15 protein-coding genes and 1 pseudogene are annotated in these 19,185 nt (G+C 72.9%); 6 read left to right on the top strand and 10 right to left on the bottom strand.

The features are described from left to right. Positions 1-123 precede the first annotated feature (123 nt). The gene (locus KV557_RS31225; RefSeq protein WP_218204909.1) at positions 124-918 is read right to left on the bottom strand and encodes a GNAT family N-acetyltransferase; all 795 of its coding nucleotides are present in this window, start codon (positions 916-918) and stop codon (positions 124-126) included. A gap of 483 nt (positions 919-1,401) precedes the next feature. Next, on the bottom strand, positions 1,402-2,373 hold the full coding sequence (locus KV557_RS31220) for a DMT family transporter (protein ID WP_218204908.1): 972 nt from the start codon (positions 2,371-2,373) through the stop codon (positions 1,402-1,404). Positions 2,374-2,527: 154 nt separating this feature from the next. On the opposite strand from KV557_RS31220, the gene KV557_RS31215 reads away from it, so the two are divergent. Both KV557_RS31215 and KV557_RS31210 read left to right on the top strand, forming a co-directional pair. Then, positions 2,528-3,442 (top strand): LysR family transcriptional regulator, encoded by a 915-nt coding sequence (locus KV557_RS31215; RefSeq protein ID WP_256178221.1) that lies wholly within the window; start codon positions 2,528-2,530, stop codon positions 3,440-3,442. A gap of 280 nt (positions 3,443-3,722) precedes the next feature. Beyond that, a complete protein-coding gene (locus KV557_RS31210) occupies positions 3,723-4,922 on the top strand; it encodes a carbohydrate-binding protein (RefSeq protein ID WP_218204907.1) in 1,200 nt (399 codons plus the stop codon). A gap of 86 nt (positions 4,923-5,008) precedes the next feature. Here KV557_RS31210 and KV557_RS31205 read toward each other — a convergent pair whose 3' ends face one another. From KV557_RS31205 to KV557_RS31185, 5 genes are all read right to left on the bottom strand, one after another. Further along, complete coding sequence (locus KV557_RS31205; RefSeq protein WP_218204906.1) at positions 5,009-7,924, bottom strand: hypothetical protein; 2,916 nt, start codon at positions 7,922-7,924, stop codon at positions 5,009-5,011. Next, positions 7,924-9,801, bottom strand: a complete 1,878-nt coding sequence (locus KV557_RS31200; RefSeq protein ID WP_218204905.1) for an HSP90 family protein — start codon at positions 9,799-9,801, stop codon at positions 7,924-7,926. The genes KV557_RS31205 and KV557_RS31200 overlap by 1 nt, the downstream gene beginning before the upstream one ends. A gap of 90 nt (positions 9,802-9,891) precedes the next feature. Continuing rightward, the gene (locus KV557_RS31195; protein WP_256178219.1) at positions 9,892-10,929 is read right to left on the bottom strand and encodes a hypothetical protein; all 1,038 of its coding nucleotides are present in this window, start codon (positions 10,927-10,929) and stop codon (positions 9,892-9,894) included. A 219-nt stretch (positions 10,930-11,148) separates the two neighbouring features. Then, the gene (locus tag KV557_RS31190; protein WP_218204904.1) at positions 11,149-11,946 is read right to left on the bottom strand and encodes a hypothetical protein; all 798 of its coding nucleotides are present in this window, start codon (positions 11,944-11,946) and stop codon (positions 11,149-11,151) included. Positions 11,947-12,225: 279 nt separating this feature from the next. Further along, positions 12,226-13,674, bottom strand: a complete 1,449-nt coding sequence (locus KV557_RS31185; RefSeq protein WP_218204903.1) for a glyceraldehyde-3-phosphate dehydrogenase — start codon at positions 13,672-13,674, stop codon at positions 12,226-12,228. Between the two features lie 161 nt (positions 13,675-13,835). Here KV557_RS31185 and KV557_RS31180 point away from each other — a divergent pair, with 161 nt between their 5' ends. The 3 genes and pseudogenes from KV557_RS31180 (at position 13,836) to KV557_RS31170 (ending at position 15,187) form a co-directional block, all read left to right on the top strand. Further along, positions 13,836-14,477 carry a hypothetical protein gene (locus KV557_RS31180; RefSeq protein WP_218204902.1) on the top strand — a complete coding sequence of 214 codons (642 nt, stop codon included), beginning with the start codon at positions 13,836-13,838 and terminating at the stop codon, positions 14,475-14,477. 84 nt (positions 14,478-14,561) lie between these two features. Beyond that, positions 14,562-14,654: pseudogene (locus tag KV557_RS31175) on the top strand (glycosyltransferase family 4 protein); the annotation flags it as partial. 101 nt (positions 14,655-14,755) lie between these two features. Beyond that, entirely contained in the window at positions 14,756-15,187 is a 432-nt protein-coding gene (locus KV557_RS31170) for a PPOX class F420-dependent oxidoreductase (RefSeq protein ID WP_218204901.1), read from the top strand. 123 nt (positions 15,188-15,310) lie between these two features. Here KV557_RS31170 and KV557_RS31165 read toward each other — a convergent pair whose 3' ends face one another. From KV557_RS31165 to KV557_RS31155, 3 genes are all read right to left on the bottom strand, one after another. Continuing rightward, positions 15,311-16,195: an LLM class flavin-dependent oxidoreductase gene (locus KV557_RS31165; RefSeq protein WP_218204900.1), complete on the bottom strand. Its 885-nt coding sequence runs from the start codon at positions 16,193-16,195 to the stop codon at positions 15,311-15,313. An 85-nt stretch (positions 16,196-16,280) separates the two neighbouring features. Next, positions 16,281-16,964, bottom strand: a complete 684-nt coding sequence (locus tag KV557_RS31160) for an HAD family hydrolase (RefSeq protein ID WP_218204915.1) — start codon at positions 16,962-16,964, stop codon at positions 16,281-16,283. 49 nt (positions 16,965-17,013) lie between these two features. Further along, positions 17,014-17,574, bottom strand: coding sequence for an NUDIX hydrolase (locus KV557_RS31155; protein WP_218204899.1), 561 nt, complete (start codon positions 17,572-17,574; stop codon positions 17,014-17,016). Between the two features lie 540 nt (positions 17,575-18,114). Here KV557_RS31155 and KV557_RS31150 point away from each other — a divergent pair. Then, positions 18,115-19,116 carry an AfsA-related hotdog domain-containing protein gene (locus KV557_RS31150; protein ID WP_218204898.1) on the top strand — a complete coding sequence of 334 codons (1,002 nt, stop codon included), beginning with the start codon at positions 18,115-18,117 and terminating at the stop codon, positions 19,114-19,116. The last annotated feature ends 69 nt before the right edge of the window (positions 19,117-19,185 follow it).

The raw sequence follows: 19,185 nt of genomic DNA, 5'->3' as shown, positions 1-19,185 counted from the left end.
TACGGCTCGATCAACACCCACTCCGCATCCGTCAATTGCGCTCGCGTCACGTAACACGGTCTACCGGATCAGGACCCGCCGCGAGGGTGAATCGCGCAGATTGATCACGACCGAATACGTGCCCTAGAGGCTCACCGACCGGTACGGGCTGACGACCCGCCGGCCGGCCGCCTGGGCCAGCTGCTCGAAGTGCTCGATCTTGTACGCCAGGCCCTCCGGCTCCCCGGTGTCCGACCAGCGCCACGCCTCCGCCCACCACTGCGGCCCGCGCACCAGCGGCCGGCCCGCGAGCGCCAGGTGCAGCGCCAGCGTCGAGCGCGCGTACCCGCGCACCCAGCCGTCCGTCCCCCGGTAGGCCGCCGTCTCGTCCAGCCGCAGCCAGCGCCCCTCGCACCCGGCGGCCAGCAGCGACACCCAGCCGTGCCGGCCGTCCGCGACCAGCAGGAGCAGCCGTCCGTCCTCCTCCCGCACCCGGTAGGACGGGAGTTGGGGCATTCGGGCGAGCCCGAGCGAGTGCTTCCAGCCGACCACCCACAGGCCTCGGCGCAGGTAGTAGCGGACGGCGTGCTGCCAGGTCCAGTGCGCCTCCAGCCGGAACCCGGGCAGGCCCTCGGCGGTCGCCGCCGCGTACACCTCGTCCAGTACCCCGGCGGCCAGGCCCCGGCCGCGGGCCTGCGGCCGCAGATAGAGCGAGGAGACGGCGAGCTGGCCGGGCCCCTTCGTCCAGTTGTCCACGGCCACCGTCCCGGCGGCCTCCCCGTCCGCGCCCAGCACCCAGTACCGGCGCCGGTACAGCTCGCCACCCGGCCACTCCCGGCCGCTCTCCCCCAGCCGCTCGCGCCACCCTCGCTCGGCCCCCGGCGCGAGCCCGTCCGGGTCCACCAGCTCCCCCAGCTCGCCCTCCACCAGGGACGCCAAGTCCCATAGCGCGAACCGCCGTTCGTCCCCCTCGGGCACCACCCTCAGCCGCGGCCCCGCCGCCAGCCGATCCTGCGCCCTCTCCACCGCTGCATCCCAGGACCTCACCACCCCGCCACGATAACCCCACGGCGGGCACGGATCGTAATTCGGTGGACACCGAACGTCAGATCGGATACGAATTCAACTGTCCGAATCACTCGGGGAGGGGAGCCCCGCATGTACGCATCTGCCATGGCGATGGGTGTCCACCTCGCTCTGCTTCGCCTGGGCATCCTCCTGCTCGCCCGGTTCCACCTGGGCGCCGCCTCCGCTCGGCGCCTGCCGCACCATCCCGCGCGCCGACGGCTCGGCGCGACCACCCGCCGACCGGCGGGGGCGGGCCGCGCCGGGCCATTGGCAGCGCTCCGCGAACTTCACGCCGGCCCCCTTCTCCTCCTGCTCCGCACGGGCTTCGCCGTTCGCGCGGCGGCCGGACCGCCGTCAGCTCCTCGCCGCCGGGCCGGTCGGCGCGGCTTCCGCGCATGCCTCCGCCTCTGCCTCCGCCTCTGCCTCCGTCGGGGCCAGGGCAGTGGGAGCCGGGCGGGACGATGGGCGGGTCAGGGCCACGGCGGCGATCACGGCGGCGGCGCCGGCCAAGGCGTTCCAGCCGACGGGCTCGGAGAGGAAGGCCGCGCCCAGGGCGGTGGACCAGAGCGGCATCACGTAGGTGACGGCGGAGGCCACCGCCGTGCCCGCCGAGCGGACCAGGCCGAGGTTGAGCACGTACGCGAAGCCGGTGCCGACCGCCCCCAGCACCAGCAGGGCCGCTGCCGGGCCCACGCCGGGCCAGTGCGGCGAGCCCGCGGCGAACGGCGCGATGACGGTCAACTCGGCGGCGGCGCAGGTGATCTGGACAGCCGACAGCGCGGTGACGGAGTACGGCTGCCCGGACAGGAACCGCCGCAGGTAGGCGAAGCCCGCGCCGTAGCAGCACGCGGCGCCCAGACAGGCCAGCCCGCCGGCGATCTCGCCCGAGCCGATGCCGCGCCAGACCCCGAGCACGGTCAGCACGCCGACGAAGCCGAGGGCAAGGCCGCTCAGCCTGCGCGCCCCGGGGCGGCGCTCCTCAGCGACCGTGACCACCGCGAACAGCAGCGTGAACAGCGGGGTGGTCGCGTTCATCACCCCGGCGAGCACCGAGCTGATCCGGGTCTCGCCGTACGAGAAGAGGGTGAACGGCACGGTGTTGAGCAGCACCGCGACCACCGCCGAGTGCCCCCAGACCGCGCGGTCGCGCGGGGCCCGTTCGCGGCGCAGCACGAGGATCGCCCACAATGTGCCCGCCCCGAGGACGGAGCGCCAGAGCGCCACCCACACCGGCGGTACGCCCCCGTCCACGGCCACCTTGATCAGGGCGAAGCTCGCGCCCCAGATCGCCGACAGCGTCACGAACCCCGGCCACCAGCGCCGCATTCCGACCACCTTCGTCCTCCCGTGTGCGTCCGCTCCGGACAGCGCCCGTTCCGGACAGCGCCCGTCCTGGACGGCGTCCGTCCTGGACAGAGGGTGGCCCGGCTCCGGAACATGAGTCCAACAAGTGACGATTTCGACCTGATGAGGAAGTCTCATGGCAGTGGAGGTCAACCTGGCCCAACTCCGGGCGCTGGTCGCGGTCGCCGACGCCGGCGGCTTCGGCGCCGCCGCCGACGACCTGGGCATCACCCAGTCCGCCGTCTCGCACGCGGTCGCCGCCCTGGAGCGGACCCTTGGCGCCCCGGTCCTGCACCGCGGCAACCCCACCCGGCCGACCGCGCTCGGCGAGCAGATCCTCCCGCACGCCCGGACCGCGGTCGCCTCGGCCGCCGCCGTGCGCGCCATCGCCACCCGGCACTCGGGCGGCCTCACCGGCACCGTCCGGCTGGCCGCGCCCACCACCGTCTGCCAGGTGCTGCTGCCCGGGCTGCTCCGGGACTGGGCGGCGGCGCACCCGCAGGTCACCGTCCGGATCTTCGAGGGCGAGGACGCCGAGCTGGCCGTCTGGCTGGAGGCGGGCACCGTCGACGCCGCCGTCCTGGTGGACGCGAGCCCGCTGCCGCCCGGGGCGGTCTCCCTCGGCGCGGACTCCATGCACGCGCTGCTCCGCCAGGACCACCCGCTCGCCGGGCAGGAGACCATCCACGTGGCGGACCTGGACGACGACGACTTCCTGCTCTCCGAGGGCGGCTGCGAGCGGCACATCCGCGAGGCCTACCGCCGGGCCGGCACCCGCTTCACCCCGCGGCACCGGATCCGCGACCTCAACACGCTGATCGGCATGGTGCACGCGGGCGTCGGCGTCTCGGTGATGCCCGCGCTGGCCCTGACGATGATCCCGGCCGGCTGCGTCCTCGTCCCGATCCGCCCCGCCGTCCACCGCACCCTGACCCTCACCGGCCCGACCACCCGCCCGTGGTCCCCCGCGGTGAGCGGCCTCCTGGCAGCCGTCCCCTCGTCGACGAGCGCCGGATTCCCGGCGGACGCCGAGGTGCCGGCGGGCTCCTGACGGCCATCGCCGCTCCACTCCGCAGCACCGAGGGGTTGACCGCCCCTCCCCAGCAGGTCTATACCAGTGACAGCCCATGGCAACTACCCCATGCCGCTGGGCCGTTCGGCCTGCGCCGCCCCACCCCCACGTACGGCGCGAACAGGTCCACTTCCCCCTGCCGTTTCTGGAAAGGCTTCCGATGGAACGCGCTCTACCCCCACACCCCACTCCCGCACCCCACAGACCCCGTCGTGCGTCCCGCCGGGCCCGCCGTCGGGCCGTCGTCGCCGTCGCCGGCGTGCTCGGGCTGGTCGCCGGCGGTGTCGCCGCGCTGGCCGGCACCGGCTCCGCCGCCGCCGACACCACCACCGGGCTGGGCAGCAACTGGTACGCCTCGGCGCCGTACCTGATGCCCGAGGACAACAGCCCGCCGGACGCCGCCGCAGTGATGGACGCCACCGGGCAGAAGGCCTTCCAGCTGGCCTTCATCCTGGCCCAGGGCAGCAACTGCGCCCCGGCCTGGGGCGGCACCTCCTCCATCGACAGCGACACCACCATGCCGTCGGTGATCCAGACCATCCGCGGCAAGGGCGGGGACGTCTCGGTGTCGGTCGGCGGGTACGGCGGCACCAAGCTCGGCCAGGTCTGCGGCACGCCGGAAGCGACCGCCGCCGGATACCAGCAGGTGATCACCAAGTACCAGCTGAAGGCGATCGACTTCGACCTGGAGGAGCCGGAGTACGAGAACACCGCGGCGATCCACAACGAGATCGGCGCCGCCCGGATCCTCCAGCAGAACAACCCGGGCCTCTACGTGTCGATCACCACCGCCGGGACCACCTCGGGCACCGGCTGGTTCGGCACGCAGATGCTCAACGAGGCCAAGTCGCAGGGCTTCACGCCGGACAACTTCTCGATCATGCCGTTCGACGGCGGGTTCAACGGCGCCGCCGCGCAGACCGACGCGCTGGTGAAGTTCAACCAGATCCTGCAGACCACCTTCGGCTGGTCCGAGGCCACCGCGTACGCCCACGAGGGCGTGTCGATGATGAACGGCCGCACCGACGCCGCCGAGTACTTCCGGCAGGCGGACTTCCAGACCGTGCTGGACTTCGCCACCGCGCACAACCTGGCCCGGTACACCTACTGGTCGGTCAACCGCGACCGCCAGTGCCCGGGCCCGGTCGACCCGGGGCTGTCCGGCTCCTGCTCCAGCGTGGCGCAGAACTACTGGGACTTCACCAAGTACACGGTGAAGTTCGCCGGCGCGACCCCGCCCACCACGCCCCCCACCACGCCGCCGACGACTCCCCCGACCACTCCGCCGACCACCCCGGGCACCTGCACCGACCCGGCGTGGAGCGCGAGCACCACGTACACGGCGGGCAACAAGGTCTCGTACAACGGCCACAAGTACCACGCCAAGTGGTGGACGCTGAACGAGGTGCCGAGCGCCAGCGGCCAGTGGGGCGTCTGGGCCGACGACGGCCCCTGCTGATCACCCCGACTGCTGATCACCCCTGATCACCCGAACGCCCGAGGGGCGGGCCCGGCGCACACCGGGCCCGCCCCTCGCACACGCCGTCAGCCCTCGCTCGCCGCGATCCGCTCGCGCAGGTCGGCCAGGATCTCCGCCGCCTCCGGCAGCCCGACGCTGCGGCAGCGCGCGATGGCGGCGGTCAGCCGGTCCGTCGCGGCCTTCGTCCGCCCAAGGTCGGTGCCCTCGATCAGCGCGGCCAGCCGCACGGCCTCGGCGCGCGGCGACTCGGCCTGCTCGCCGCCCTCCTCGTACACCGGGACGGCCCGCTCGACCTCGGCCAGCGCCTCCTCGTACCGCCCGGCGACGGCCAGGCAGCGCGCCCGCTCGTAGTGCGAACCGCCGCGCAGGAACCACGAGTTGTACGAGGCCCCGGCCTGCTCGGCGGCCGCCCCGACGGCGTCCGCCTCGGCCAGCCGGGCGAGCGCGCTCTCCAGGCCGTCCGGACCCTGTTCGCGCATCACCAGCCGGGCGAAGTCGCGCAGCGTCGCGGCCATCTGGTCCCACTGGGGCGCCTCGGCGTGCGCCGCAAGGGCGCGTTCGCGGGAGGCGTCGGCGGCCTCCCAGCGGTCCGCCCTGGCCAGCGCGAGGGATGCCTCGCAAGCGACCACGGTGAGGGTGGACCCGTCCTCCCACTCCTCGACCTCGTCGGCGAGGCGCAGGTACTCCTCGGCCGCGTCCCGGTACTCCTCCAGCTCGAACAGCCCGCGGGCGAGGTCGAGCCGGACCTGGGCGAGCAGGCGCTCGTCCAGTTCGGGGGCGGCCGCGTCGAGCAGCACCGACTCCAGCACGGCGACCGCGTCGGCCGCCCGGCCGTTGCCGCGCAGCAGGTCCGCGAGCTGCAGCCGCACCTGGGCGGCCTCCTCGGCGGCGGCCCGGCCCTTGCGGTCGAAGCGGGCGGCGGCCTCCGAGAGTGCCCGGATCGCCGCGCCCTCGTCGCCGGTGTGGGCGCTCGCATGGCCGAGCATCATGTAGGTCGGGGCGAACGGGTAGGAGTCGTCGCCCCAGCGGGCGGCCTCGGCCAGCGCCCGGTGGAACACCTCGACGGCCTGGGCGGATTCGCCGCTCTGCAGCAGCACCTGACCGAGCAGGCCGAGCACCCGCGGGGTCTGCCAGGGCAGTTCGGCGGCGTCCAACTGTGCCATGACCTCCCGCAGTTCGGCCGCGGCCTCGGCCATCCGGCCCTGCCGGGCGGCGGCATCGGCGGCGTACTGGCGCGCGGTGGCGGCCCGCTTGGGCGAGCCGAGCGCGACGCTCTCCGTCCGGTACGCGCCGACGACCTCCCCGAACCGTGCCACGAGCTCGGCGGGCGGCTCGGGCAGCGCAGCGACCAGGTCGTGGTGCGCGGCGAAGGCCCGACACTGGAGCACGATCAGGTAGTCGTCGTCGCTCATGCCGCCCGCGGCGTGCAACTCCCGGGCGCGGCCCAGTGCTTCGTCGAGCGCCGGCCAGTCGGAGGCCACGCCGTCGACCTCGCCGAGTTCGACGACGAGCGTGCGGGTGCGCACCATGAGGGCCTGGCCGAGCAGCCCCTCCTGCTCGAACAGGTCTGCGGCGGCGAGCAGTTCGGCCTTGCCTCCGGTGTGGTCGTCCCGGTCCAACGCTGCGTGGGCGCGCTGCTCGGCGAGTTCGGCGCGCAGGCGCCCGGCGGTGCCGGCCGCGGTGCCCTCCTCGTGCACGTAACCGTCGGCCTCGAAGCGCTCGGCGATCCGCCGCCAGAGCCGGTCCGCGTCCGGGTGGCCGACGAGGTCGAGCTCGCGGGCGCGGACCACCAGGGCCGCGAAGTCCTCCGGCTCCGGCTCGGTGGCGCGACGCGGCGCGGGCACGACGGCCGGAGCTCCGGCCAGTTCGGGCGCGGCGGCGGAGCGGACGCCGAGCGCGAGCGGCTCGGCGAGCAGCGGCTCGCGCTCCAGCCGGGCACGGCGGCGGGCGCCGACCGCGTCGGTGCCGTTGCGGGCGTCGAAGCGGTCGGCGAGCGCGCCGGCCTCGCTCCGGAGGTGGGCGAGCAGCGTGTCGACCGTCCAGCCGCTGCCGGGCGGGCCACTGACCGCGAGGTCGCCGTGGCCCTGGCGGGCCAGGGCGGCGATCAGCACCTCGACGCCGGTGAGGAAGTCGAGGCGGCCGCCCGGGTCGCCGGTGAGGGTGAACAGGTCGCGGTTCTCGGAGAGGATCTCCAGGCCGCGCGGCTCGTTGCCGGAGAGCGCGCAGAACTCGATGTGCTGGCCGACCGGGCGGGCCATCCCGGCCTTGCCGCGGACGAACCGGTAGCCCACCAGGTGGCTGGAGCGGGCCTCGTCCAGGCGGCCCTCGCGCAGCATCGGCAGCAGGGCTGAGGCGTGGCTGAGGTAGGGCTCCTCGGAGCAGGTGCTCTGGCCGCCGAGGACGGGGCGCCAGGCCACCAGGGCCCGCGCGTCGTCGCCGGCGCGCACGTGGTGGGCGGCGCGGGAGCGGATCTCGCAGGCGTGGCAGTCGCTCAGCTCGGTGCGCGGGCGGGCGGTCCACAGCTCGTACGCGTCCTCGGTGCCGACGCCGGTGTGCGCGGCCAGGTGGAAGCGCTGGGCGTAGTACGGCTGGAGGCCGAAGCCGGCCGCGCGGTAGCGGTCCCGCATCTCGCTGTGCCAGCGGCGGATCGCCTCCAGCGGCACGTCGGGGGTACCGAGCAGGGAGCTGGCGACCCACTTGAAGCGCCAGAACACCTGCTCCCTGGCCCACTCGCCGAAGCCGTCCGGGTCGGTGTCCCAGAGCTTGAGCACCCGGGCGAAGACCACCGGCGACTTGCTGCGCTCGCCGTCGTACTGGTACGCCTCCATCAGCTCCAGCAGGGCCAGCGAGCGCACCCCGGTGTCGTCGAACTGCTCGGCGGCGTCGACGAGTTCCTCGGCGGTGACGGTCCGCGGGCGGCCGTAGGGGCGGGTGTCGTTCTCGCGCAGCGCGGCCATCACCGCGTCGGGGGTGTCCAGCATCACGCCTCCTTCGGGTCGGTGCCGGGGCCGCGGCCCTCGGCCGCCTCGTGGCCGAGTATGGCGTGGTCGAGCAGGCTGATGAACGAACGGTTGAGCAGCGCGCTCTCGCTCGCCTTCAGCGGACGGCGGGTCATCAGCAGGGCCTGTCCGTACAGCGCCTCGACGGCGGTGACGGCGAGGTCCCGGCCGGTGATCGAGGCAGCGCGGCGGACCAGCGGGTTGAGGTGGTTGAGCACGAGCTGGGCGCGGGGCACCTCGGCGCGCAGCGAGCCCAGGATGTCCGCCCACAACCCGTCCGCCTCCTCGGCGAGTTGGGCGCGGCTGCGCTCGTGCCGGGCCTCCCGGTTGTCGAACAGCAGCGCCGGGGCGCTGGTCGGGTGGAAGCTGCGCAGGGCAACGTCGCAGTCGAACCGGCCGACCACCTCGCGGGCGACGGTCAGGAACGCGGCGGCGGCCAGCTCGGTGGCCGGGTCGACGGCGTCCAGGTGCGCGGTCACCATGCCGGGGTCGAGGTCCGTGACGGAGACGCCGGGCCGGATCTCGGGCAGCCGGTGCACCAGGTCGCGGTCGTAGGTGTAGCCGCCGTTGACCACGCCGAGCCCGGCCGCGCTCGCGATCGCGGCCACCTGACGGAACTCGTCGTCGGTCCCCGCGACCAGGACGACCGGGTGACTGCGCACGAACTCGTCCAGCGTCATCTGGCCGTCGCTGGTCTCGAACGGCAGCCAGGGCAGCAGCATCCGCAGCAACTCGTCGTCGTAGCGGGCGAGTTGCTTGACGGCCAGATAGTGCACGGAGAGGAACCGGTGCAGCATCGCCGGGTCGCTCGCGGACAGCCCGGCGAGCCAGTCACGGATCCGTACGCCGAGCGCGTCGCGGACGGCCGCCAGCGTCTCGTCCGCGTACAGGCCCTCGCGGGAGGCGGTCGGGCGCAGGCCGTCGGTGTCGACCACGCAGCGGACGAAGAACGCCCAGTCGGGCAGGAGTTCGTCGGCCTGGTCGGAGAGCAGCATGCCCTTGAGGTGCACCCGGTGGCCGGAGCGGCGCGAGGGCGGGGCGGCGTCCGGCAGGACGTACGCGACGCCGCGCAGGCCGACCAGCGGCAGGTCCAGGTCGATGGCGTCGAGCGGGGTGAAGTCGAACGTGCTGCGGCAGTACTCGGCCAGCGCGTCGCGCCGGGCGAGCGGGGAGCTGTGCCGCTCGGCCCACGGCGGGGTCCGGTTGACCCGGTGCTCGGTGCCGTTGGCGTCGACGACCGTCACCTCCTGCCGCAGCAGGCTGCCGAAGTCCCGGGCGAGTGCCAGGACTTGGCCCGAGCGGGTCCACTCGGCGGCGTCCGCGCGCGGGGCGAGGGTGACGGTGGTGCCCGGCTCCGGCTTGGCCTCGGCGGGCAGGGTTCGGATGGTGTAGCGGCCGTCGGAGCTGCCGCGCCACTCCACGACCGGGGCGTCCGGGGTGGCGGCGGAGCGGGTGACGACGGTGATCTCGTCGGCGACCACGAAGCAGGCGAGCAGGCCGATGCCGAACTGGCCGATGAAGTCGCCGCGGGCGCGGGCCAGTCCGGCGCCGTCCAGGCCGCCGTCGGCGTCGCGCTTGGAGCTGCGGCCGATGGTGGCGAGGAAGGTGTGAACGTCCGCCTCGGTGAGGCCTATGCCGGTGTCGGTGACGGTCAGCTCGTCGTCGGCGCGGACGGTGATCCGGGCGGGCGCGGCGGGGTCGAGCTTCTGCCGGGCGGTGATCGCGTCCACCGCGTTCTGCAGGAGCTCGCGCAGGTAGACGCGCGGGCTGGAGTAGAGGTGGTGGGAGAGCAGGTCCACCAGACCGCGCAGGTCCACCTGGAAGGTGTGCGCACTCGTCGGGTTCTCGGATGGGGACACCGGAGGCTCTTTCGATCGCTTGTGGGTGAGGAGGGTCTGGCGCCCGGCTCCGGGAGGCGGGCGTGGTGGGGCTTGGTGGCCGCTTGGGCGTCAGCGTGCGCAGCGGTCGCGGTGGGCGCGGAAGTTCTCGACCGGGTCGCCGGCCAGGTAGTGCCAGGGCGACTCGGTGACGAGGCCGTCCAGCGCGTCGAACAGCAGGTGCGCGGTCTTGCGCTGGTCGGCCAGTGAGAAGGCCATCGCAAAGGTGTTGAACGCGCCCTGCCAGCCGCGGACCTGTGTGAAGCCGGGGTGCAGGACGGACCGGAAGGCCGCCTCCTGGAGCTCGGCCAGGACCGTCGGGCTGGTGAGGTAGGCGTGGTCCTCGCCGTCCGGCAGGTCGAGCCAGCGCTCCAGGTGCGCGAGCGCGACCAGCTCGCCGAGCTGGCTGCCCTCGGGGGCGGCGAGCATCGAGGAGCGGGCGAAGTCGTGCATCTCGTCGTGCGAGCCGCCCCACTTGGCGCACAGCTGCTGGAGGCGCTGGCGGTGCGAGGCGGGGTGGCCGGGGGCGCGGCGCAGCGCGGCCTCGAAGCGGCAGGTGGCCGCCTCCGGGTCGAGCGAGGCGCCGCGAGCGCTGATCTGCAGGAAGTACCAGGGGGCGAGCCGGGCGGGCTCGCGCTCGGCGGCCTCCAGCAGCTGCTCCTCGGCGATGTCCAGCCGCTCGTGGAAGAGCCGCCACTGCTCCTCCGTCACGTGCTTGGCTCGGGCGCCGGTCCGGGCCTCCCAGGCCCAGGTGATGTGCCGGGCGCCGGACAGCAGAAGCGGCAGGGTGTCGTCGGGGCGCTCGGCGACGGCCTTGGCGGTCCACTCCTCGACGCCGTCGACGTCGGCGAGGGCGCCCAGGATCCACGTCAGGTCGGCCTCGTCCTCGACGGCGGCGAGGGCGGGGCGCAGGGACGACCAGTCGCCGACGGCGGCCTGGCCGAGCATCAGCCGCAGTGCGTCGTCCCCGTAGGCCGGGTCGAGCACCGCGGTGGGGCCGACGGCCGCGGCCCGCTCGGCGGCCCGCTTGCCGCGCCCGAACCCGAGTCCGCGGCGGCCGGCCTGGCCCTGCGGAGCGTCATCGCCGGAGCGGCGACGGAAAAGCGGCATCGGGTGTCCCCCTCGAACGTCATCGGTATCTCTCGCATGGCCGCACACGGCCACCCAGATGCAGTACATATCACGCGCGCCCGACATCCGTTCGCGCAGCCCGCACGTGGCCTGACGAGGGGGATAACAGATGACAGCGGACAGATAACAGATTTCAGAGAACAGATTCTGTTATCTGTCCGCTGTTGCCTGTTCGTTGTCCACCCGGTCACCGGACCGTCAGATCGGGCCCAGCCCCGCGTCCGGCGTCCGCCCGGCCTGCGCCTGCTCGATCCGCTTGACCAGCATCGCGGCGAACCGCCGGGTCGCCACCACGTCCACCGGCCCGCCCTCGGTCGTCACGCTCGCCACCACGGTGCCCGACCGCAGCACGATGCCGACGCCCTCGCTGCCGGCCAGCTGCCCCTGGAAGGCCTGGCTCTCGCTGCCCAGCACCGCCACGCCCACGGTCTTGAACGGCCCACTCCCGTACGAGGCACAGGTCTCCTTGAGGCGGTCCTTCGCCGCGTCCCGGGTGGGCAGGGTGTCGACCATGAACCGGGTGACGAGGTCCCCCGAGGAGAATCGGACCGAGCCGCTCAGCGGCTTCCCCGTGCAGGGCGCCTTCGCGGTGCAGGTGGTGGCGTGGTCGGCGGTGTCGACGCGTCGCTTCTCCTCCTCCCACCCGGCCATCGCCTTCACGTCCGGCAGCACCTGCAGGACCACCTTGTCGTCCAGCAGCACCGCCTCCGAGTCCGCCCCGGGCGTACCGGCCCCGGCCCCCGCCGGCGGCGGAACGGGCGCACCGGTACCGCCCGCGGACGGCGTGACGACGCCAGGCGCGGGCGCGGAGGCGGCGGCGGCGGCGGCCGAGACGTTACCCGCCGCACTTGCCGATGGCGCCGAACTCGATCCCGAACTCGCGCTGCCCGCAGCCCCCTTGGCAGCCTCCGAGCCGTCCGACGCACACCCGCCGAGCACCCCCACCAGCACACCGACCGCCACCCCGGCAGCCACCCGCAGACCGACCTTGCCCATCGCCCGCTCCCCTCCCGATGTCCGTGACCCATCAAGATAGCCGTTCGCCCCCGGACGGGCCCGGGCAGCCTTGCCTCGCACCTCGGGCCCACGCAGGCTCACCCCACCCAGCCCCGACCGCCCCTGCCCAGCCCCGGTTCCAAAGATTATAAAGACCGGTCTACTGATTCCTCGGTCGGCAGCCGCCCACCCCCCGATCAGGGTGGGCAAGGCAAGCGGCGGTGGGCGGCAACCCCGAAAGGTCGCCGCCCACCGCCGCGTCAGGCTCAGGCCCGTGCGTCAGACTGCGGCAGCCGGGACCGGGAAGGTCGGGTACTCGACGCCCGAGACGTACTGGACGACCCGAATGACCTGGCAGGAGTAGCCGAACTCGTTGTCGTACCACAGGTAGAGGATCGCGTTGTCGCCCTCGACCTTGGTGGCGCCGGCGTCGACGATCGAGGCGTGGCGCGAGCCGATGAAGTCGCTCGACACCGCGTCGGGCGAGTCGGTGAAGTCGATCTGGCGCTTCAGCGGCGAGGTCAGCGAGACGTTGCGGAGGTAGTCCAGGACCTCCTCGCGGTTGGTCTCGCGCTTCAGCTGCAGGTTGAGGATGGCGATCGAGACGTCCGGCACCGGCACGCGGATCGAGCTGCCGGTGATCTTCGCCTGGAGGTCCGGCAGCGCCTTGGCGACGGCCGAGGCGGCACCGGTCTCGGTGATCACCATGTTCAGCGGTGCCGAGCGGCCGCGGCGGTCGGCCTTGTGGTAGTTGTCCAGCAGGTTCTGGTCGTTGGTGAACGAGTGGACGGTCTCCACGTGGCCGCGGAGCACGCCGTACTCGTCCTCCATCGCCTTCAGCGGCGGGACGATCGCGTTGGTGGTGCAGGACGCGCAGGAGAGGATCTGCTCGTCCGGCTTGATCGTGTCGTGGTTGACGCCGTGCACGATGTTCGGGACGTCGCCCTTGCCGGGCGCGGTCAGCACGACCTTGGCGATACCGGGGCGCAGGTGCTTCGACAGGCCCTCGCGGTCGCGCCAGCGGCCGGTGTTGTCGATCAGGATGGCGTCCTTGATCCCGTACTCCGTGTAGTCGACCTTGGTCGGGTCGTCGGAGTAGATCACGGTGATCTCGTTGCCGTTGGCGATGATCTTGTTGTTCGCCTCGTCGACGGTGATGGTGCCCTGGAACTGGCCGTGGATGGAGTCACGGCGCAGCAGGGAGGCGCGCTTCACGAGGTCGTCGCCGCCGCTGTTGCGGACGACGATGGCGCGCAGCCGCAGGCCGTTGCCCGAGGCCTTCTCGATCAGCAGACGGGCCACGAGGCGGCCGATGCGGCCGAACCCGTACAGCACGACGTCGCGGGCGTCCCGGCGCTCCAGCTTGTTGTCGCCCGTGGCGCCGATGACGGCCCGGGCGGTGAACTCCGCCACCGAGAGGCCGCGGTCGTCCGCCTTGTAGGTCGCGGCGAGCATGCCGATGTCGATCTGGGAGGGGCCGAGGTCCAGGGCGGTCAGGGCCTCCAGGAACGGCATCGTCTCGGTGACCGAGAGCTCCTCGCCGGCTATCTGCCGGGCGAAGCGGTGCGTCTTGAGGATGCTGACCACCGACTTGTTCACCAGCGACCGGCTGTGGAGGAGGACGGTCACGTCCCGCTCCCGGTGCAGTCGACCGATGATCGGGATCATCGACTCCGCGATCTCCTCGCGGTTCTTCCAGTCCGTGAACACGTCGTCGTTGACAGTCACAAGTCCATCTTTCGAGCTGAGGGTGTTGCCCACATGGTAGCTTCGCGGATTTTCGATCCGACGACCTCCCCCGGCCGGCGTTGACCGAGGGGCCCGCAGGGGCCTATTTTGAACGCGTTCAACTAGCCTTGAACGCGTTCAATTCATTCCGGGGAGGACCTGTGGCAGCCGTTGAGGACACCGGAACGGTGATCGTCGTACCGCCCGGGCGAGCGGTCGAGCGCGTCTTCTCTGCGCCCGTCCTGGCCGTCTTCCTGGTGCAGCCCGTCCTCGGGGTGGGGCAGTTTCTGTACCGATACGGTCCGGAGCAGCTGGCGCCCATCGGCCTGGTCTTCGGCATTCCGATGCTGCTGGTCCTGCTGGGCCGCTGTGCCCGTCCCCACTTCGCAACGCGCATTCGCGCGGAGATGTGGTGGCTCGCGCAGGCGACCGCCCGCTACATCGCGTGCTGCGCGACGCCGCTGTTCGTACCGATGCTGATCGGGATGGCGCAGGCGCCGGCGTGCCGCGTCGACGACGGGTGTTACCAGGGGGATCCGGGCGGCTACGCCGCGTTCATCGGAATGTTCATCCTCTGGGTGACGGTCCCAGCCCTGGTGCTCCTGTTCCTTCTCGCCCCGCACGCGCTGCGGGGCAGGCGCGTGCGGACCCTCTTCGCGCTGCTGACCAACCTCCTTCCGGCGCTGTTCCTGCTCGCCGGGTTCGCACCGGTCCTCCTCCTCATCGGCGCCCAGGCGGTCTACGCCTGGGCCTTCCTGCCGGTCGCCCCGCGTCCAACCCGCGCCGGCACCTCCCGCCCGTAGGTAGGGGAAACCCGACCACCAGGTCTCGACCTGCCTGTCATGACGCCACCGCCCCGCCCGACTGCCCACGCCGACACCGCCCGCTACTACGCCGCGGCCGACGTGTTCGCCATGCCGTGCCAGGCGGGCCTGGAGGCGGAGGGCCTGGGCATCGTCCTCCTGGAGGCCGCGGCCGCCGTCCGACGAGGCGTGAGGGCCGCGTTCACCCTCCCGAACCGGCGGCGAAACGCCGGTTCGGGGTTGACCTTCACATCGGTGTGAAGGGGGACGATGGGGCCATGACTGCCACATCGTTCGACCCGCATGCGCTGTTGGAGGCGAGCCGGCTCGGGGTGCTCGCCACGATCAAGGCGGACGGGCGTCCGCAGCTTTCGCCCGTTCTGCCGTTCTACGACCGGGGGGCGGGGGTCATTCTGATCTCCACGACCGACGGGAGGGCGAAGACGGCGAACCTGCGGCGGGATGCGCGGGCGGCGCTGGAGGTGACCGAGGCGGACGGGATGTCGTGGGCGACGGCCGAGGGGGTCGTGACGTTGACCGGGCCGGGGAGTGATCCGGACGGGCCCGAGGTGGAGGCCCTGGTGACGTACTACCGGACCGCGGCCGGAGAGCATCCGGACTGGGACGAGTACCGGGCGGTGATGGTGTCCGACCGGCGGGTGCTCATCACCATGACGGTCGACCACGTGTACGGCCAGAGGATCGGCTGAGGAAGCGGAGTGTGGGAGAGCCCCGGATCGTTCGACGTTCGACGGTCCGGGGCTTTCGTGTGAGCGGAGCCGGCCGGGCGGCGCCGAGTGGGGCTGATGGCACCCGGCGGCCCGGCGCGCGGTTCAACTCAGCTGGGACAGGCCCTCGGTGGCGATGCGTTCGAAGACGGTGAGGTCGGTGGCGAAGACGGAGTCGGGGACCGGCCAGTGGAGGACGAGGTCGGTGATGCCCAGCTCGCGGTACGTGCCGGCCCAGTGGACGAAGGCGTCGAGGGAGGTGAGGGGACGTTCGGCGGTGAAGCCCTGCAGGAGGACCTTGGCGAGGGAGTCGGGGGTGCGGCCCTCGGCTTCGCAGGCGGTGTGGAGTTTCGCCAGCTGCTCGGCGATGACGGCCGGCGCGCGCTCGGCGGGGACGTCGGGGTCGGCCGGGTCGCCGCAGGTGACCCAGCCCTGGGCGTGGCGGGCGGCGACACGGAGCCCCCGGGGGCCGGTCGCGGCGACGTAGAAGGGGACGCGCGGGCGTTGGACGCAGCCGGGGATGTTGCGGGCCTCGACGGCCGTGTAGTGGTGGCCCTGCTCCGTCGTCGCATCCTGGGTGAGGACCTTGTCGAGGAGGGGGACGAACTCGCCGAAGCGGTCGGCCCGTTCCTTCGCGGACCACTCCTCCTGGCCCAGCACCGTCGCGTCGAAGCCCGTGCCGCCGGCGCCGATGCCGACCGTCAGCCGGCCACCCGAGATGTCGTCGAGGGTCAGCAACTCCTTGGCCAGGGTGACGGGGTGGCGGAAGTTCGGTGACGTGACCAGGGTGCCGAGGCGGATCCGCTCGGTCACGGTCGCGGCGGCGGTCAGGGTGGGGATCGCGCCGAACCAGGTGTCGTCCCGGAAGGACTGCCAGGACAAGTGGTCGTATGTGTAGGCGGCGTGGAATCCGAGGTCCTCCGCCCGCTTCCAGACCTTCTGCCCTTCGCTCCACCGGTGGACGGGAAGGATCACTGTGCTGAGGCGCATGCCGCCGACCCTATCCCGGCGAGTCCCGGCGGTAGCCTCGCCGCGCCCCCTGTCCTGGCGCCCCTCGACACACCCCGGGACAAGGTCAGAAGTGCTCCAGGAGCTCTGCGAAGCGGCGCAGCGCGAGTGTCGCGTCCTCGGGGCGGAACTCCTCGTGCTCCAGCACCCAGGTGTGCTCGTGCGGGATGTAGACGGCCTTCAGGCCGGCCCGGAGTGCGGGCAGGATGTCGGACTTGGGCGAGTTGCCGATCATCCAGGTCCGGTCGGGGTCCAGGTCGAGGTCGGCGGTGAGCTGCCGGTACGTGTCCACGTTCTTCTCGGCGACGATGTGGATGCTGCGGAAGTGGTGGGTTATCCGGGAGGCGTCCACCTTCCGCTGCTGCTCCGCCAGGTTTCCCTTGGTGAGCAGCAGCAGTTCGTGGTTCTCGGCGAGGGCCACGAGGGTGTCCTCGACGCCCTCGATCAGCTCGACCCCGCGATTCGTCAACGGGGTCAGGAGTTCCTCGATCCGGGCCTTGTCCTCGGCCGTGGGGATTCGGCCGTGGACGGCTTCCAGGCAGTCCGCGAGGCTCTGCCGGAACATCTCCGCGCCGTACCCGAGGGACACCGCGTTCTTCGCCTCGATCTCGTCGAGGAGCGTCCGGGTACGGCTCCGATCCTCGGGCGTGGCAACCCAGTTCAGAAAGCCGTCGATGACGCGCTCGAAGAGAACGTTGTTCTCCCACAGCGTGTCGTCGGCGTCGAAGACGAGCGTCTGGCCCTTGAGCATCTGATCCACCCTGATCCACCTCGAAGTGTGTGCCGAAGAAGAATGTGCGTCAGGCGTCCAGCAGCCGGCCCGCACGGTCGAGGGTCTCCCGGAAGTTCTCCTCCGTGGTCCGCGCGCGTGCCTCCGCCACCGAGAGCCATTCGAGCGGCGAGGCCGGGTTCTCCGGCCGCGCGTCGTCCGGCGTTCCGGTGGCCAGCAGGAACCGGAGGTCGGCGTGCTCGTGCGCGGGCTCGCGGGGCGAGGCCGGCACCGGTACGACGGCGAGGTGCACCAGGGACGCGTCCGGCCAGGGCGCCAGGTCGGTCAGGCCGGTCTCTTCCCGGCCCTCCCGCAATGCGATCTCCAGCGGCAGCGTCTCGCCGGGATCGCCGTGGCCGCCGACCTGGAGCCAGGCCTGCTGGCGGACGTGCCAGCGCAGCAGGACCCGGCGGGTCCTCGGGTGGACGATCAGGGCGGAGGCCGTGAAGTGCAGCGGGGTCGCGCGGTCCCAGGGGTCCGGCTCGCCGGCCAGGCCCAGGAGCCGCTCGTGGTCCGCCGTCTCGGCCGGGCCCTGTGGCCGGTACCGCTCCAGCAGCTCGGCCAGGCCCGGGGTCTCGGTCCCGCTCGTCATGGTCAGCACCCCTCGTTCCGGTCGAGCCCGCGTGGTCGGTCGAGCCCGCATGATCGGCCGCGTCCGCGTGATCGACTGCGTCCGCGTGATCGACCGCATCCACGTGCGGCGAACACAGGCGGCGAACGCGTGCCGCGAACGCGATCACCCTAACCGGCGATCGAAGTCGGCTCCTCCGAATTTCCGGGCCGGAGCGCGTGCCGGCGGCGGACGGACGGGCCGGCGAACGGCCGGTGCGGCTGCGGTGAGCGCACGAGCCGAAGGAAACGCTGCCTCGTTCCGGGCCGGGGGAAGGACCCGGAACGAGGCAGGGACGGGCTCCCCGTCGGGGCATCGGGGCCACCGCCTCGCCCTCCACTGTCGGGACCGCCCCCTGTGCCCTGCTAAAGCCCCGGTGAAGCGCGACCGGCACGACCCGGGAGAACCGGCCGCGCAGCTTGCTGCCACCGTCACCGGATGTTCACAACCACCCGGTGCGGCCATGCTGGAGCGAGGCCTGTCGACACCGCGGCCACCAGACCCCCCGGGTGAGGAGCCGTCATGACCATCGAGAGCACCGCGATCGTCGGTCCGGGACTGGACCACGGGCTGCTCGGCCACGCCACCCGGCACCTGATCCACTGCCCGCCCTCCTGGGACCACTTCCTGCTGGAGGCGCCGAGCAGCCGGGAGGAGCGCTTCCTGCTCACCGGGGACACACCGAGCGCCCACCCGCTGTTCAACGACGGGCCGGGCCACTTCCACGACCCGCAGCTGGTCACCGAGGCGGTCCAGGAGATCGGCGGGTTCGTCGGGCACCAGTACTTCGGCGTGCCCGAGGACCGGCCCGGCCTGTTCTACCGGTTCGGCCTCGGCGTGACCGAGGTGGCCGCCTGGCGCGCCGGGCGCGGCCCGGCCCGGATGACCACCGAGCTGCGGGCCACGCCCGCCAACACGGTCAACGGGGTGCCGCGCGGCATGGACTTCCACCTGGAGGTGTCGCTCGACGACGTGCCGTGCGCGACGGGCACCGCGAGCCTGGTCTTCGTCATGCCCGGGCTGCACCGCAGACAGGTCGCGCACAGCCGGTGGGCGGTGCAGGCCACGCCCGAGCTGGCGGACGAGCCGGCCGGCCCGGTCCGGCCGGTCGACCCCGGCGCGGTCGGCCGCGACTCGGCGGCGAACGTGGTGGTGAGCGAGCCGACCCAGGCCTCGCACGGTCGGCTCAGCACCTGGGTCCTCCTGCGCCGGGACAACCCGGTGCTGGGCGCCACCGCGGACGGCCACCTGGCCGGCACGCTGCTGATGGAGTCCCTGCGGCAGGCCTCGGTGGTGACCGCCGGACGCGCCGTCGGGCTGGTCCCCGAGCGGGCCATGCTGGCCTCCTGCGAGGTGCACTTCCGCGGCTACGCCGAGGCGGACCTGCCGGTCCGCTGCGCGACCGTCCCCGGGCCGATCGGGCGGGACGCGGCCGGGCGGCCGACCGTCCCGGTCACCCTCACGCTGACCCAGAACCGGCGGACGGTGGCCGAGGCACGCACCACGGTGGTGCAGGACTTCTGACCCGGCGCCGGCCGGCGGGTCGCCGTCACCGCCGAGTACACGGCGGCAGAGAGCACGAGGGGTGGACCC

It is taken from the genome of Kitasatospora aureofaciens (assembly GCF_019192735.1).
Lineage (GTDB): Bacteria > Actinomycetota > Actinomycetes > Streptomycetales > Streptomycetaceae > Kitasatospora > Kitasatospora aureofaciens_A.
This window is presented reverse-complemented; position numbering and strand designations above follow the sequence as displayed.

Excerpts from the sequence above, each read along its gene's own strand:
- KV557_RS31220 (WP_218204908.1), bottom strand. The coding sequence starts at position 2,373 with ATGCGGCGCTGGTGGCCGGGGTTCGTGACGCTGTCGGCGATCTGGGGC.
- KV557_RS31215 (WP_256178221.1), top strand. The coding sequence starts at position 2,528 with ATGGCAGTGGAGGTCAACCTGGCCCAACTCCGGGCGCTGGTCGCGGTC.
- KV557_RS31205 (WP_218204906.1), bottom strand. The coding sequence starts at position 7,924 with ATGCTGGACACCCCCGACGCGGTGATGGCCGCGCTGCGCGAGAACGAC.
- KV557_RS31195 (WP_256178219.1), bottom strand. The coding sequence starts at position 10,929 with ATGCCGCTTTTCCGTCGCCGCTCCGGCGATGACGCTCCGCAGGGCCAG.
- KV557_RS31190 (WP_218204904.1), bottom strand. The coding sequence starts at position 11,946 with ATGGGCAAGGTCGGTCTGCGGGTGGCTGCCGGGGTGGCGGTCGGTGTG.
- KV557_RS31170 (WP_218204901.1), top strand. The coding sequence starts at position 14,756 with ATGACTGCCACATCGTTCGACCCGCATGCGCTGTTGGAGGCGAGCCGG.
- KV557_RS31165 (WP_218204900.1), bottom strand. The coding sequence starts at position 16,195 with ATGCGCCTCAGCACAGTGATCCTTCCCGTCCACCGGTGGAGCGAAGGG.
- KV557_RS31160 (WP_218204915.1), bottom strand. The coding sequence starts at position 16,964 with ATGCTCAAGGGCCAGACGCTCGTCTTCGACGCCGACGACACGCTGTGG.
- KV557_RS31155 (WP_218204899.1), bottom strand. The coding sequence starts at position 17,574 with ATGACGAGCGGGACCGAGACCCCGGGCCTGGCCGAGCTGCTGGAGCGG.
- KV557_RS31150 (WP_218204898.1), top strand. The coding sequence starts at position 18,115 with ATGACCATCGAGAGCACCGCGATCGTCGGTCCGGGACTGGACCACGGG.